Origin of the sequence: Actinomadura physcomitrii (assembly GCF_008923205.2) — a bacterium.
GTDB classification, from domain to species: Bacteria; Actinomycetota; Actinomycetes; order Streptosporangiales; family Streptosporangiaceae; genus Spirillospora; species Spirillospora physcomitrii.
Window position 1 is genome coordinate 1 of sequence record NZ_WBMS02000065.1, and the last position, 14509, is coordinate 14509.

The following is a 14509-nucleotide window of genomic DNA, read 5'->3' on the forward strand; positions in this document are numbered from 1 at the left end:
CCACTGGCAGAACTGGCGAGACCGGCACCGAGCACGAGCCCGCTGGCACCACCAACGAACCCGCCTCCGCCGACCACTCGAACACGCATACCCGCAGCTCACCTAACGAAATGCGGCTGCCGTACTAGGTGCGCACGTAGGTCGTCTGGACCCACCTCTGGGTGGAAATGTTCAGCCAGACCCCGCAGGTCGAGGACGGGGTCAAGCTGATCGGCGCGGGATCTTGCCCAGGCCACCCACTCCGCAGCTGCTTCCGGCGTACCCACAGCAGCGGCGGCGCGTTCAAGTTCAGTGCAGAACTCTCGGATCTGCCTGGCGATCAACCACTTGAGCAGCGCGTCCCCGAAGGTCTTGTCGCGTAGTTCCTCGATAGCACGCCCCCGTGCGGTATCCATCGCCGATTTCCACTCGGCTCGGGTCACTGCCTGCTTGCGCTCCTCCTCTGCCTGCTGCTTCTCGTACTCGACCAGCCATGCCTGGTGGGCGCGCTGCCGTGCGCGTGCCTGTTCCTCGGCCTGTTCGGCCTGTCGCTCAGCCTCATCGATCACCTCGGTGAGCTTCGTCTCGATCTTCGACCTGCCGCGGTCCGCCCACTCTTTAGCTTCAGGAGTGCGCGGTGACAACTCGATGCGCAAGCGTCCGGACGGCACCGAGTCGTACTCGGGGGGCTTGATCCGCTGCCAGTCGTAGGCATGGCGTACACGCGGATCGTTGGCCGGCAGGAGCCGTGGCACCTCGTCCACTTCCTCGGAAATCGTGATCGTGAACGCGTGGTCGCGCACGCGAAGGAGCAGGTACCGGCTCTTGCGCGAGGCAGCTACGGCGTGTCCGCGACGATCCGCCCTACGAACGAGCACTTGTACGAGATCGACCGCACGTTTCCGTGTTCCGTCACTGACCTTGAGGAGTTGTTGGTCCCGTCCCAGCAGTTCCAGCAGGTCGCCACCAGTGACCTCGTCGCGGACGCGGAGCCTGATGCGGTTCCAATCGGTCTTGGCTGCCGGTCCGTCTTCGCCGAGCTTGATGATCAGCGGGCCGGTGTCTCTGCCCGTATGCAGGAGCTGTCTGCCTTCCGGCACCAGTCCACGCCGCTTCGCGGCGTTGATCGCCTTACGGTAACGCGCTCGCGTTGCATCGTCCGGTTCCTCGATGCGGATTGTCTCACCCTCTGCGTGGCGCAGTGCTGAGATGAGGTCTGCTGCTGCAGACTCCACGGGGCCGCGCTTCGGCAATACGTTGATCGAATCGCCTGGCTCTGGGCGGTCAGGATGGTGCCCGTGCTGGAGATAGAACAGGCCGGCGTCGGTGATCTCGACACGCCAAACACCGTTGCGCCAGGAAGTCTTCACAAGACCCCGGTTTCGCAGAGCCTGCACCGTCGTTCCCAACTCAGAGCGCTTGGCGCTCACCTCGTCCGCATCATTCTCTATCCGCCGCAACACCGACAGTTGCCTGGCGTTCAACGCTGCCCACCGCTGCATGACTGCAGTACACAAGATTCCTTTTGCGTGAGCATTGCAAGTAACCGTTTCGATATGGCCGGTTGTCACCAGGTGCATTTCACCACTAAAATGGGCAAAGTATGTCAATTCGACTGGGACTCGGCATCTTTTCGGCGGTCCAACCAGCCCCCGTCCCAGCGATGCCATCCAAACCGCTGTGGATCGTCGACGGCACCTTGATCCCGGTTCGCGACCGGCAGGTGGCCACCTCCAGCCGCAATTGCCGGTTCTCAGCGAAACATGCAGGTCGTGGTGGACGCCGATACGCGGCTGGTGGTGGCTGCGGCCCGTCCGGTGCCCGGCAGCACCGCCGACGCCCAGGCCCGGCGCCGCTCAGAGCTGGAACAATACTGCCAGGGGTCACAGTTCTGGGCGACGGCGCCTGCATCGGCTGCGGACCGGTCGTTCCACATCACAAACGCCCGGATGCTCGCCGCTGTCCTCGTTTCGGGCAGCGTCACAGCGTTCGCGTTCGGCCGCTGGACGAGGCGTCCGAGCGTCCGCAGGTTCGAGTCGCGAAAATGTGGACGACCCTGGGCTCGTTTCCGAGATCGGCACTCATCGCCTCACCGCGCGCACACCACACCAAGGCCCCTGTGCACCAGCGGGCGAGCGGAGACCATCCCCGGCAGGAAAGATTTGGCTCGGCCGTTCTCCCCACGAAGGCCGAGACAGCGAACGACGGCCATTCGGGATCCGTTCTGAATGAACCGAAGCGCTGGCACCAAGGCGTCGTCCGCCGCTCCCGAGGCGGACAGGTGCGGAAACCGCGGCATTGGGAGCCGAACTGGCTCGGCGGCGAGTGTCACCGCCGGTTCCCGCACGACCCCACCTGCCAGGCAGCGTGCAGGGCCGCCCGGCACAACTACTCTGTTCAGTGGCCCGGCCCCGCCGGTGACCGTCATCGGCCTCCTACGGCGAACGAGCCGGTGATGGTCAGCTGACCGTCACCGGGCACGGCGGGGGTTTCCCCTGTGTGTGGGGTCCCCCCGGAGGCGCCACGCAGACGGGAAGCCAGGGGCGGCCCCGCCGCCCCTGGCTTCCGCCATAACATCCGTGGCGATCCCGCCCTGCTGGTCGATCGCGGCACCGGTGAGCGTCACCTTGCAGTCGGCGATACCGCTCCGCCTGTCGTAGCTGATCTCCAACCGGAAGGCCTCGAAGAGCCGCCGGAGCACCGGCTCGGGCGCGCTGGCCAGGTCCACCTCGCCCACGGGGATCAGGTCGAGCAGTTCGGGGCAGGAGCGGACCGGACGCTCCCTCTCGTGCGCCGCCAGCTCGTCGAGCTTCGTGTTCCGCTCGGCCGAGAGCGCCGTCGAACGATGACGGATGTCGCGTATCAAGTCACCATCGCCGTCTTCGAGGACACCTGCTTCTGCCGAGCCGAGCGCTGTTGTGGGTGTTGCGTGCGCTGTGGTCCCCCCTGAAACCGATGTGGAAAAGGGCTGTCGCATGGGCACCGCCCCATCGGCTTCCTCCTCGTTTTTCTTCTCATCCTCTCCGCAGCCGCCGTCACCCTGATCACGGCGTTTCCGACCTTGATCGCGCTCAGCGGCTCGGCGGCCGCTCGACTGGCGAAGCGGCATACCGACGCTCACGCGGATGCGTTCGTCGTACGGATGGGCCTCGGGGCCGATTTGCTCGCTGCCCTGGAGGACCGCATCGAGAACCAGAACGGCCCCGGGAACAAGGGTCAGGCGCCCCTTCCACTCGACCTCGTCCGGCGAGCCCAGCACATCCGTCGCCTCATGGGGAGACGGGGGCTCATCCGCCACTGAAACGATCATTAGAGGCAGGGGCCAGCTGGCTGCGCACGGTGTTGCCGTGCGAAACACTCCAAATGTCCGCTCCATGCCTGCCATGGGGAAGCCACTGCGGGTCCGAGGAAACTCATGGGCGGGGATGCGCGTCTCAGGAAGGAGTCGCGTCACCTTGGCCGAGCGATGCTAGGGCAACCGAAGATGCTAAGCGTTCCCCTGGACGAGTCATTTCGTTTCATCCACGAGCCGCTCCGCACGCTGGAGGGCGCCGTCCCGCTGCTCGACAACGGGAGCCTCGCGGACGCGCTCAAGGAACGGATCGTCCACTCACGCGGGGGCACCTTCCTGGTAGCGGGATTCCGCGGCGTGGGCAAGACGACGCTGGTCGTACGCGCCTTAGAGGAGATCGCCCAGGACCGTCCCGAGGGTGAGCTGATACTCCCGGTCGTGCTGAGCGTCGCTCGCCCGATGTCGACCGAGCAACTGCTGTTCGCGGTGGTGCGGCGGATCTTCGAGACGCTGGACGACGCCGGGGTCCTCCGCCTGCTCCCCAACGACACCAGGAGATCGCTGCTTCTCGCGTACATGCGCACCTCGCTGTCGTTCAAGGAGACGCGCTCGGACGCCTCGGAGCGGGCGACGACAGTTGATCTCAATGTCGGCCAGAAACTGCTGGGCACGGTGGGCCTTCAGCTCCCCAAGTCGAGCCTGTCGAACAAGCGCACCCGGTCCCTCGCGACGGAGGCGGCGTTCCTCGCCTACTCCGAGACCGATGTCGAGCACGACATGATCCGCATAGTGCGGCTCTTGTCGGAAGAGCGGCACATCCATGGCGCAAGGCGCAGCCCTCCTTCGTGGCTGAAGCCGTTCCTGCCGCGCCGCCTGCGCCGTCGCCGCTGCCCGGTGGTCCACCTCGTGGTGGTGCTGGACGAGGTTGACAAACTCACCGCCACCCAGGAGGGCATCGCCGAAGTCCAGGCCCTCCTTGCGGGAATGAAGAACGTCATAACGATGGGCGGCGCGCATTACGTGCTCGTCGCCGGCCCGGAGTTGCAAGACCACGTCCTTGTGGACGCGGGACGCGGCAACGGCCTGTACGAAAGCATCTTTGCCTGGCGGCTGTACGTCCCTTGCAACTGGGCCGCACCGACGCGTCTGCTGAAGAGCCTCGTCCCAGACCCCGGTGACCGCGGGAGCCGGTCCCGGCTGGGTCAGTTCGAGCGCTACCTGCGGTTCAAGGCGCGGGGCGTGCCTCGCCGACTGCTCCACGAATTCAACTCGTTCGTGATCTGGCGGGCGGACAAGCCATGGCTGCAGGTGGACCCAGGAGACTGGGACCGGATCGCCTTCTACGCCTGGCTCGAGGACGTCCTCGACCGATTCTTCACCGCGACCACGCAGCACAAACTCCTGCCCGTGCCGATCGACCGGGACCGCTGGATGCTCGGCGCCTACTACGTCGTGGACTGGATCCTGCGCGGGGAAGGGCGCCGGCCGTTCACCACGGCCGACGTCAGGCGGGCGATCGACGACAACGAACTGGACCCGCTGCTGCGCATCGCCGATGACGCCGTGGGGGCCCTGCTGGAGCATCTGAAGGCCGAGGATGTCCTCGACCTGGTACGCAGCGCCGGCGCCACCTCCACGATGATGGCCGACGTCTCCGAGTCGCAGTTACCCGTCTACCGGCTCGCCGAGTCGGCCAAGAAGCGGCTCCTCGGTATCGCCGTGAGCAACGAGGCGGAGCGTGCGAACCTTCAGCTGCCGATGGCGCCCCGACCGGCGGGCAACGACCGGCCCGAGGCCCGGTACGCGCAACTGGACGAGCGGTATGAGCTGCGCGGCTTCATCGGCCAGGGCGGGTCGAGCACCGTGTACGAGGGAATCGACCTGGTCTTGCAACGCCGCGTCGCCGTCAAGGTCCTGCGCGAGGTCCGGGGCGGCAAGGACGACGTGGCGCTGCAGCGTTTTCTCCGCGAGGCCCAGCTCACCGCCGGCCTGCGCCATCCGAACATCGTCAGCGTCTACGAAGTGGTGACGCACGGGCCGAACCTGGCCATCGTCATGGAACTGGTCGAGGGCGAGCTGCTCAGCGGCCTGATCACCGACGGACAGCGGCTCCCCCTGCTGGAGATGATCCAGACCGCGGTGACGATGACGACCGCGCTGACCTACCTGGAGCAGAAGGGACTGGCGCGCATCGACATCAAGCCGGCCAACATCATGATCAATCCAGAGCGCGGCCCCGTCATCATCGATCTCGGGATCGCGCGGCGCGTGCAGCCGTCCATAGGTGCCTTCATGACCAGCCCCGGTGCCGGAATGATCGGGACGCCCGCCTACATGGCCCCCGAGCAGATCAACGGCGAAGCGCCCGACATCCGCGCCGACATCTTCGCCCTTGGGCTGACCCTCTACACCTGCATCAACGGCCGCAACCCCTACTCGGGGAGTCCGCTGCCCCAGGTCCTTCAACGGATCCTGAACGAGGATCTTGACGTCTCGGTCCTGCCCGTATCGAAAGCGCTGCGAACGGTCATCGCCCGTGCGGTCGCTCGCGACCGCGACCAGCGCTTCCAGCACCCGCAGGCCATGCTGGACGCGTTGCTCGCGACCCCGGAGTGGGACGGGCGCGTCCGAACCTACGATCTGGGCGACGCCGCGGTGGCCGACGCCGGCTCGTACGACTCGGACGGCTCGCGTTCGTGGCCGCCGCGCTACACCCGCGAGACCCCGGCCGACGAGTTCGGCCCGCGGTGGGATGACGCCCTGGAGAAGTGGACCGAGAATTTCGGGCGCCTTCCGGACGACGGCGGGCCGTCCGGCAATGGAGACGATCCGTCCGCCGCTGTGGAGGACGGATCCGGGGCAGCGGAGAACGGCGACCGCTCCAGCGGAAAGAAGTCGCTGACCACGCGGGCCCTGGCGACCCGGCTGGGCAAGTCGCCGAGGGCCGTGCGGCGGATGGTCACGACCGGCCGCATCCCCGCCGAGCGCACCAAGGCGGGCTACCGGTTCTCATTGGAAGATGTGCTGGCCGCACTGGACATGACGCGCCATGACGAGATGGCGGCCGAGAAGGACGGAAAAGAGACTCCTCCACACACGAACTCCCCGTCTGAACCTCCTCAACAGGATGACCAGGAAGCCATGCCGGACGCCGAGGCTGATCGGCCGGGTACGCACTAAGCGCGACCAAGCGCCTCCCCGATCAAGCTGTCGCACATGGGCGCTTGCTTATCGGTGTCGACCCTTCAGCGACGCCAGCCGTCCAACGAGCCGCCCGCGCCCGCAGCTCGAGCAGTGACACCTGGGATCCGAACGTGGTGTCCGCCGCCGCGCACACCCGCTTGCCGGACAGGTCTTCGAGGCTCTTGTACGGAGAGTCGCCGCGAACCAGCACCGCCTGGCCCGAGTCGAGGTAGTCGGTGCTGAACGCCACCTCCCGCGCGCGAGCAGGTCGTCGTCATCGACGCGATCTCCTCGTTCTCACGCTTGATCGCGGCCGTCCGATCCGCGTCGACCGCCTGGAAGGCCTTGTCCACCGCCCCTCCGCTGAGTGTGGCGGTCACCGCGGCCTGATACTGCCCGGCCTCCAAACTCGCGTTGATCTCCTTGGTGTAGGCGTCGCACCAGGCGCGGACGCGGGCGGCCTGCGGCCCGGCGCCGGTCCGGTCGCACCGGGCGTCGGCGCGGAAGTCCTTCAACAGCCGTTCGGATCCGATGGAGTCGTTGTTCCCGCCCAGGCGCAGGTAGGTGTCGGCGTGAGCCTTGAGCCCGGCGCGTTCGGTGTCGACCAGCCTCTGCTGCGCGCCGAGCCCGGCGGTTTCCCAGATCATCTGGCGGGTGGAAGGCACGGAGCCCGCACCGGGGAGGGTGCGGGCTCCGTGTGGTCGCCGGGATCGCGGGCGGGCTCTGCCGCCGGGAGCCCCGGCCAGGGGAGCGATCAGCCGATCTTGGCGGCGGCGAACTGGGCGCCCTGCGGGACGGTGCCGTTCGTGGGGTAGGCGAGGTGGGCGGCGATGTTGGTGCCGTTCGCGCAGACGGGGTCGCCGGTGTTGCAGAACTCCTTGGCCTTCGGGCCGTACAGGGAGCTGGCGGAGTTGATGGTCTGGCCGTACAGGCGCAGCGGGTTGCCGTAGACGACGACGGCCTTCACGCGGGGAGCGAGGTTCGTCGGGATGGTGCCGCCGGTGCCGAGCAGGGTCCTGATGCCGATCGCGATGTCGGTGACGCTCGCGCCCTGCGAGTAGCCGCCGAGGACGAACGAGGTGCCCGGGCAGGACGCGGCGACGGACTTGACGTGGTTGCTCATGTCGGTGGCGCCGGGGCCGGCGCTGGTCTGCGAGATGTCGGCGGCGTAGTTCACCGCGTAGGAGCTGACCGACTTGCCGGGCAGGTCCTGTCTCAGTGCGCTGACGAACGGCGTGCCGACGATGCCGAGGCCGGGCAGTTCGCCGCTGCCGCGCGCGAAGACGACCTCGACGTCGGAGCAGGCCGCGGCGGACGCGGAGCCGGCGGACAGGGTGGCCAGTCCGGCGGCGCCGACGGCACCGGCGAACGCGACGGCGGTGAGCCGCCGCAGGGACGGGGAGAGGGACATGCGGGCCTCTTTCTGCGGGCCCCGATCGGTTCGGGGCCGGACAGCCTTGGAACGTAGGGGCCCGGCGGGTGCTCCGGCATCGGCGAAATCACCAGCCGGCGCGGCGAACCGGCGATTTTCCCGATGCCGGGAAAGGGGCCACGGCCGACACTGTGCTTCCCCCCGACCAGTGCTTCAAGGAGGCAACCGTGCGAATCCCCTTGCGCTCCCCGAGACGGCGGGCCACCGCCGCGGCCTTGGGAGCGGTGCTCTTCGGCGCGTTCATCGGCGCGGCGCCGTCCGCCCGCGCGGACGCGGACGACCCGGCCGTGAGCGTGCCGCCGGCGGGCGCCCACGGCTTCCCGTTCCTCGCCGCCGCGGAGGATCTCGGTTCGTTCGGCTACACCGAGGACGAGTACTTCATCTCCGGCACCGCGCACTCGTACGCGAAGGCGGGGTCGTGGGGCTCGGACGGGCGGTGGAGCGTGCGCGAGTCCGGCAGTGCCGCGTACAAGACCCGGCTGCTCGTCCGGCGGCCGACGGACCCGGCGAAGTTCAACGGGACGGTCGTCGTCGAATGGCTGAACGTCAGCGGGCAGCTGGAGCTGTCGCCGGACTACTGGTTCGAGCGGGACGAGCTGCTGCGCGAGGGCTACGCGTGGGTGGGCGTCTCGGCGCAGTCGGTCGGCGTCAACGGCGGGCTCGGCGAGATCCACGGCCTGAAGGGCTGGGATCCCGCGCGGTACGGGACGCTCGTCCATCCGGGCGACGCGTACTCCTATGACATCTTCTCGCAGGCCGGGCGGGCGCTGCGGGCGCCGCACGGCCCGGACCCGCTCGGCGGGCTGAAGGTGCGGACGCTGCTGGCGGACGGCGAGTCGCAGTCGGCCGGGTTCATGACGACGTACGCGGACGCGGTGCAGCCGGTCGCGAAGGTCTACGACGGCCTCATGATCCACAGCAACAGCGCGGTGGGCGCGCCGATCAGCGGCGCGCTCGCGGACACGCTGACGATGCCGAACCCGTCCCGGATCCGGACCGACCTGCCGGTGCCGACGTTCGTGGTGCTCACCGAGACCGACGTGCCGCTGGCGTCGGCGGCACGGCAGCCGGACACCGGCGGCGTCGTGCACTGGGAGCTGGCGGGCACGTCGCACGGCGACCAGTGGGCCTACGACCTGGGTGATCCGACGTTGAAGAAGTCGGCGGGGTCGGCGGCGCCGCAGGCGGACTGCGCCGCGGGGACGCCACCGTTCAACGACGGGCCGGGCCACTACTCGATGAACGCGGCGCTGCGCCATCTGGCGTCGTGGGCGCGGGGCGGGGCGCGGCCGCCGAGCGGCGCGCCGCTGAACACGGCGCTGCGCGATCCGCGTACCGGGCTCGCGACGGGCGGCGTCCGGCTGCCGGACGTCACAGTGCCGACGCGCACGCTCACCGGGCTGCGGAACCTGGGCCTCGGCGACGGCGTCTTCTGCGGTCTCTACGGTGCCCGCGACCCGTGGAACGGCGACGCGGACGCGTGGGACGGGCACGACGCGGGCGACCCGTCCGACCCGTCGTTCCCGCCGACCGCCGAGCCGGTGCTCAGCCGGCTGTACCCGACGCACGCCGGGTACGTGGGCAAGGTGCGGGCGGCGGCGCAGCAGTCCGTCGCGGGCGGGTACCTGCTGCCGGAGGACGCGGCGGCCATCGTGAAGGCCGCGCAGGACTCGTCCATCGGCGGCTGACCCGGTGGGCGACGCCGGCCGGCGCGGGCTCTCGGCGATCCACGTCCCGCGCCGGCCGGTGCACGTCCGGGCGCGGGCGGAGCAGAGGGTCAGCTGGTGTCGACCGAGCGCTGCTGGCCCGGGTAGCCGGGCTTCTGGTAGGGCAGCCCGACCATCTCGTCGTCGAGCGTCCCGGCGGTGAGCGGCAGGTCCGGCGGCTCGGGGGCGGGGCCGTCCGGCTTCGCGCCGGACGGCGGGGCGTCCACGGGACCGCCCGCGTTCACCCCCTGCGACTCGACGAGGTCGTCCTCATGCTCTTTGTGCATGTTCGTCCCTTTACCCAGAAGGAACCGGAATAACTGAGGGCCCCGCGCCGCTGCGGGAGAATCGCCGCATGGCGAAGAAGTGCCCCTGCGGGACCGGGACCGCGTACGGGGAGTGCTGCGGGCGGCTGCACCGGGGCGAGGCCGCCGCGCGGACGGCGGAGGAGCTGATGCGGTCGCGGTTCAGCGCGTTCGCCGTCCGGGACGAGGCGTACCTGCTGGCGAGCTGGCATCCGGCGACGCGGCCCGAGCGCGTCGAGGCCGAGCCCGGGACGCGGTGGACGCGGCTGGAGATCGTCCGCACCGAGGACGGCGGTCCGGACGACGGCAAGGGCGTCGTGGAGTTCCGCGCCCACTACACCTCGGGCGGACGGGACGGGGTGATGCACGAGGTCAGCCGGTTCGTCCGGCACGACGGCGCGTGGGTCTACGTCCGCGGCAAGGTCTCCTGACCTGCCTGGCGCCATTGCGGGACGGTCCCGGCCTCGTGGAGGCAGAAGTCGGGCGCGCCTTCGAGGGCCTTCTCCTCGCCGCCCGGCGTGTACGTGACGATCAGCCGGAGCGGGCGCCACGTCGCGTTGTAGGTGGAGTGCCAGGCGCCCTTCGGGATGTGGACGGCGTCGCCCTCGCGGATCGTGAAGGGTTCGCCGTCGTCCACCATCTGCTCCGCCTCGCCGGAGACGACGTAGATGACCTCTTCGGCGTTCGGGTGGTTGTGCCGGGCGTGCCCCTTGCCCGGGTTGACGATCACCTCGCCGAGGGTGCTGCCCGCGCCCTCGACCGCGGACGGGGTGACGAACCACTTGATCGAGCCCCAGTCGAAGGTCATGGTGGGCACGTCGCCGGGCGTCACGTGCATTCAGATCTCCAGGTTCTTGAAGGCGGCCACCTGCGCGGTGATGGCCCGCTCGGTCGGCAGCCGCTCGACGGAGGAGGCGCCGAAGAAGCCCACGACGCCGGTCGTGCGGGACAGGACGTAGGCGGCGTCGTCCGGTTCGGCGATGGGGCCGCCGTGGCACAGGACGAGCACGTCGTCGCGGACCTCGGCGGCCGCGTCCCGCATGGCCTGCACCTTCGCGACCGCTTCGTCGAGGGTCAGGGCGGTGCCGGCGCCGATGCTGCCCTTGGTGGTGAGCCCGACGTGCGGGACGAGGACGTCCGCGCCGGCCTCCGCCATCGCCCGCGCCGAGTCCTCGTCGAAGACGTACGGGGCGGTGACGAGGTCGCGTTCGCGGGCGAGCCGGACCATCTCCACTTCGAGGTCGTAGCCCATGCCGGTCTCTTCGAGGTTCTGCCGGAACACGCCGTCGTAGAGGCCGACGGTCGGGAAGTTCTGCACTCCGGCGAACCCCATCGCCTTCAGCTGGTCGAGGAAGACGGGCATCACCCGGAACGGGTCGGTGCCGCACACGCCCGCGAGGACGGGGGTGTCGCGCACGACCGGCAGCACCTCCGACGCCATCTCGACGACGATCTGGTTGGCGTCCCCGTACGGCAGCAGCCCGGCGAGGGAACCGCGGCCCGCCATCCGGTAGCGGCCCGAGTTGTAGATGATGATCAGGTCGACGCCGCCGGCCTCCGCGCATTTCGCGGACAGGCCGGTGCCCGCGCCCGCGCCGATCACCGGCTTGCCCTGCGCGACCGACGCGCGCAGGCGTTCGAGGACGGTCCGGCGGTTCACCGCGCTCCTTCCGTGATGAGTTCGTGCAGGCGGTCGGCCATCGCGCGGCCGAACGACGGGTCGTTGACGTTCACGTCCAGTTTCTCGGTCGGGACGGCGCCGTCCATCGCGGCGAAGCAGGCGGCGTCGGCGTCCGGGTCGTGGAACGGCATGCCCGGCGCGTCCAGCGCCGACACGCCGCCGAGCGGGACGAACAGCACCGTCGGGCCGGTGGCGGCGGCGAGCTTGGCCGCGACCCGGCGCCCGAGTTCCGCCATCTCGTCGCGCGTCGTCCGCATCAGCGTGACGGTCGGGTTGTGGACGTAGAGGTTGCGGCCGGCGAACCGCTCCGGGACGGTGCCGCGCGGGCCGAAGTTCACCATGTCGAGCGCGCCGGGCGCCACGACCTGCGGGATTCCGTGCCGTCCCGCCGCGGTGAGCCGGTCCGGGCCGGCCGACAGGACGCCGCCGACCAGGTCGTCCGCCAGTTCCGTCGTGGTCAGGTCGAGGACGCCGGCGAGGAGGCCGGCGTCGACGAGGCTCTCCAGGGCGCGCCCTCCGGCGCCGGTCGCGTGGAACACCAGCACCTCGTAGCCGAGGTCGCCGAGCCGCTCGCGCGCCGCGTCCACGGCGGGGGTCGTCACGCCGAACATCGACGCGGCCACGAGGGGCCGCTCGTCCGCGGGCTCCGGCGGCGCGTCCGCGCGGGCCTTCGCCATTCCCGCCGCCGCTGCCGCCGCGTTCCCGAGGATCAGCCGCGACACCCGGTTCACGCCCGCGATGTCGACGACGCTGTAGGTCATCGTGACGTCCTTCGCGCCGACGTACGGCGAAACGTCCCCGGACGCCATCGTCGACACGATCAGCTTCGGCAGCCCGATCGGCAGGTCCCGGACGGCGCGCGCCGCGATCGACGACCCGCCGCTCCCGCCGACCGCGAGGACCGCGTCGGCCCGTCCCCGCGCGACCAGCTCGGCGAGGACGACCGCCGCGCCCTCGCCCATCGCCGTGACGGCCGCGCCCCGGTCCGCCGCGTCGCGCAGCGCGCCGAGCGCCGCGCCGCCGGCTTCCGCGACCCGCTCCGCCGGCACGTCGGCCGGCACGCCCGGCGCCGGCTCGCCGACGCCCGCGTCCACGAGGACGACCTCGCAGCCCAGCTCGCGGAGCCGGTCGCGCAGCCACCCGTACTCCGCGCCCTTGGTATCGAGCGTCCCCACCAGCACCACGGTCGCCACGCCGCGCACCTCCCGTCCCTCGCTCCCCGGCATCATGCCCCTGGCCCGTTCCCGGCAACCGGCCGTTCGCGGCTCATCCCGCCGCGGGCACCGGCGCTTCGGTGATGGTGCCGTCCTCCAGCCTGAGCACGCGGTCGGCCTCCGACAGCAGCGCCTGGTCGTGCGTCGCGACCAGCACCGTGACGCCCTCGCCGGCGACGATCGCGCGCAGCAGCGGCATGATCGCGGCGGCCGTCTCGGAGTCGAGCTGACCGGTCGGCTCGTCGGCGAGCAGCAGCCGCGGCCGGTTGGCGAGCGCGCGGGCGATCGCGACCCGCTGCCGCTGCCCGCCGGACAGCTCGTAGGGGCGCTGCGCGGCGTGGTCGGCGAGCCCGACGAGCGCGAGCAGCACCTGGACGCGCTCGTCGCGCTCGGCCGGCGCGGTCCGGGTCAGCCGCAGCGGGACCTCGACGTTCTCGGCGGCCGACAGCACCGGGATCAGGCCGTGCGACTGGAACACGAAGCCGATGTGGTCGCGGCGCAGCGCGAGCAGGTCGTCCTCGGGCAGGGCGCCGATGTCGCGGCCGTCGACGCGGACGGTGCCGCCGTCCGCGGTGTCCAGGCCGCCGATCAGGTTCAGCAGGGTCGTCTTGCCGGACCCGGACCGGCCCTGGATCGCGACGAGCTCGCCGGGCTCGACCCGGAACGACGCGCCGCGCAGCGCGGGCGCCTCGACCTTCCCGGTCCGGTAGGTGCGGACGAGGTCGTCGACCTCCACCATCGGCTCGCTCACGCGTCCTCCTCGCGGGGCCGGTCGGGCCAGACCCCGACGTGGTCGTCCTCCAGCGCCAGCCGCACCCGCTCGCGCATGTCGAGAGCCTCGGTGAAGCCGCGCGGCAGCTGGACGCGGCCGGCCCGGTCGAGGACGGCGTACTCCTCGGCGGTGCGGGTGCCGTCGTCGGCGTCGCGGCGGCGGACCTCGCTGCTGGTGCGGCCGTCGCGGATGCCGACCGTGCGGTCGACGCGCTCGGAGACGCCGGCGTCGTGCGTGACGATCACCATGGTGGTGCCGAACTCCTGGTTGACGCGGCGGAACGCGGCGAACACCTCGGTGGCGGTGGCGGTGTCGAGCTCGCCGGTCGGCTCGTCGGCGAGCACGACGTGCGGCTCGTTGGCGACCGCGACGGCGATCGCGACGCGCTGCTGCTGGCCGCCGGACAGCTCGGCGGGGCGGCGGCCCGCGCAGTCGCCGACGCCGAGCATGCCGAGCAGGTCGGCGGCGCGGGTGGCGCGCTCGCGCCGGGACCGGCCGGCGAACCGCATCGGCAGCTCGACGTTCTGCGCGGCGGTCAGGTAGGGCAGCAGGTTGCGGGCGGTCTGCTGCCAGATGAACCCGACCTGCTCGCGGCGGAACGCGAGCCGCTCCTTGGCCGACATGGTGAGCAGGTCGGAGCCGGCGACGCGGGCGACGCCGGCGGTCGGCACGTCCAGCCCGGACAGGATGTTCAGCAGCGTCGACTTGCCCGACCCGGACGCGCCGACGACGGCGATCAGCTCGCCGGGGTCGACGAGCAGGTCCAGGCCCTGCAGCGCGACGACCTCGATGCCCTCGCTCTTGTAGATGCGGACGAGGTTGTCGCAGACGATGTGCGCGCCCTCGCCGTAGGCGGGGCCGCGTTCGAGGGCGCGGCGCTCGAGTTCGGCCAGGTCCGGTGCGTCTACCAAGGCTCCCCCTCCCTGCGGGGGGACGGCCCGCGCG

13 protein-coding genes are annotated in these 14509 nt (G+C 70.6%); 3 read left to right on the top strand and 10 right to left on the bottom strand.

Annotated elements, in window-relative coordinates; all coding sequences use genetic code 11:
* Nucleotides 1–98: 98 nt before the first annotated feature.
* Nucleotides 99–1559: a hypothetical protein gene (locus tag F8568_RS43825; protein WP_151600071.1), complete on the bottom strand. Its 1461-nt coding sequence runs from the start codon at nt 1557–1559 to the stop codon at nt 99–101.
* Between the two features lie 890 nt (nt 1560–2449).
* Nucleotides 2450–3277 carry a hypothetical protein gene (locus F8568_RS43830; RefSeq protein ID WP_151600072.1) on the bottom strand — a complete coding sequence of 276 codons (828 nt, stop codon included), beginning with the start codon at nt 3275–3277 and terminating at the stop codon, nt 2450–2452.
* A gap of 186 nt (nt 3278–3463) precedes the next feature.
* Here F8568_RS43830 and F8568_RS43835 point away from each other — a divergent pair, with 186 nt between their 5' ends.
* Complete coding sequence (locus tag F8568_RS43835) at nt 3464–6451, top strand: protein kinase domain-containing protein (protein ID WP_160573989.1); 2988 nt, start codon at nt 3464–3466, stop codon at nt 6449–6451.
* Between the two features lie 65 nt (nt 6452–6516).
* Here the strand turns inward: F8568_RS43835 and F8568_RS49190 are convergent, their stop codons facing one another.
* Nucleotides 6517–7101 (bottom strand): hypothetical protein, encoded by a 585-nt coding sequence (locus F8568_RS49190; RefSeq protein WP_236010084.1) that lies wholly within the window; start codon nt 7099–7101, stop codon nt 6517–6519.
* 107 nt (nt 7102–7208) lie between these two features.
* Nucleotides 7209–7865, bottom strand: a complete 657-nt coding sequence (locus F8568_RS43845) for a cutinase family protein (protein ID WP_151600075.1) — start codon at nt 7863–7865, stop codon at nt 7209–7211.
* A gap of 188 nt (nt 7866–8053) precedes the next feature.
* On the opposite strand from F8568_RS43845, the gene F8568_RS43850 reads away from it, so the two are divergent.
* On the top strand, nt 8054–9574 hold the full coding sequence (locus tag F8568_RS43850; RefSeq protein WP_151600076.1) for an alpha/beta hydrolase domain-containing protein: 1521 nt from the start codon (nt 8054–8056) through the stop codon (nt 9572–9574).
* A gap of 89 nt (nt 9575–9663) precedes the next feature.
* On the opposite strand, the gene F8568_RS43855 is transcribed toward F8568_RS43850, so the two are convergent.
* Complete coding sequence (locus tag F8568_RS43855) at nt 9664–9879, bottom strand: hypothetical protein (RefSeq protein WP_151540583.1); 216 nt, start codon at nt 9877–9879, stop codon at nt 9664–9666.
* Between the two features lie 68 nt (nt 9880–9947).
* Here F8568_RS43855 and F8568_RS43860 point away from each other — a divergent pair, with 68 nt between their 5' ends.
* Complete coding sequence (locus F8568_RS43860) at nt 9948–10328, top strand: YchJ family protein (protein WP_151600077.1); 381 nt, start codon at nt 9948–9950, stop codon at nt 10326–10328.
* Here F8568_RS43860 and F8568_RS43865 read toward each other — a convergent pair.
* The 5 genes from F8568_RS43865 to F8568_RS43885 all read right to left on the bottom strand — a co-directional run bounded on the left by F8568_RS43865 (nt 10304) and on the right by F8568_RS43885 (nt 14475).
* Complete coding sequence (locus tag F8568_RS43865; RefSeq protein ID WP_151600078.1) at nt 10304–10735, bottom strand: cupin domain-containing protein; 432 nt, start codon at nt 10733–10735, stop codon at nt 10304–10306. The genes F8568_RS43860 and F8568_RS43865 overlap by 25 nt on opposite strands.
* Entirely contained in the window at nt 10736–11557 is an 822-nt protein-coding gene (locus F8568_RS43870) for a phosphoenolpyruvate hydrolase family protein (protein WP_151600079.1), read from the bottom strand.
* Nucleotides 11554–12771: a Tm-1-like ATP-binding domain-containing protein gene (locus tag F8568_RS43875; protein WP_151600080.1), complete on the bottom strand. Its 1218-nt coding sequence runs from the start codon at nt 12769–12771 to the stop codon at nt 11554–11556. Before F8568_RS43875 ends, F8568_RS43870 begins: the two co-directional genes overlap by 4 nt.
* Before the next feature lie 73 nt (nt 12772–12844).
* Entirely contained in the window at nt 12845–13543 is a 699-nt protein-coding gene (locus F8568_RS43880) for an ABC transporter ATP-binding protein (RefSeq protein ID WP_328601308.1), read from the bottom strand.
* Nucleotides 13540–14475 carry an ABC transporter ATP-binding protein gene (locus F8568_RS43885; RefSeq protein ID WP_151600081.1) on the bottom strand — a complete coding sequence of 312 codons (936 nt, stop codon included), beginning with the start codon at nt 14473–14475 and terminating at the stop codon, nt 13540–13542. The genes F8568_RS43880 and F8568_RS43885 overlap by 4 nt, the downstream gene beginning before the upstream one ends.
* Nucleotides 14476–14509: the final 34 nt, after the last annotated feature.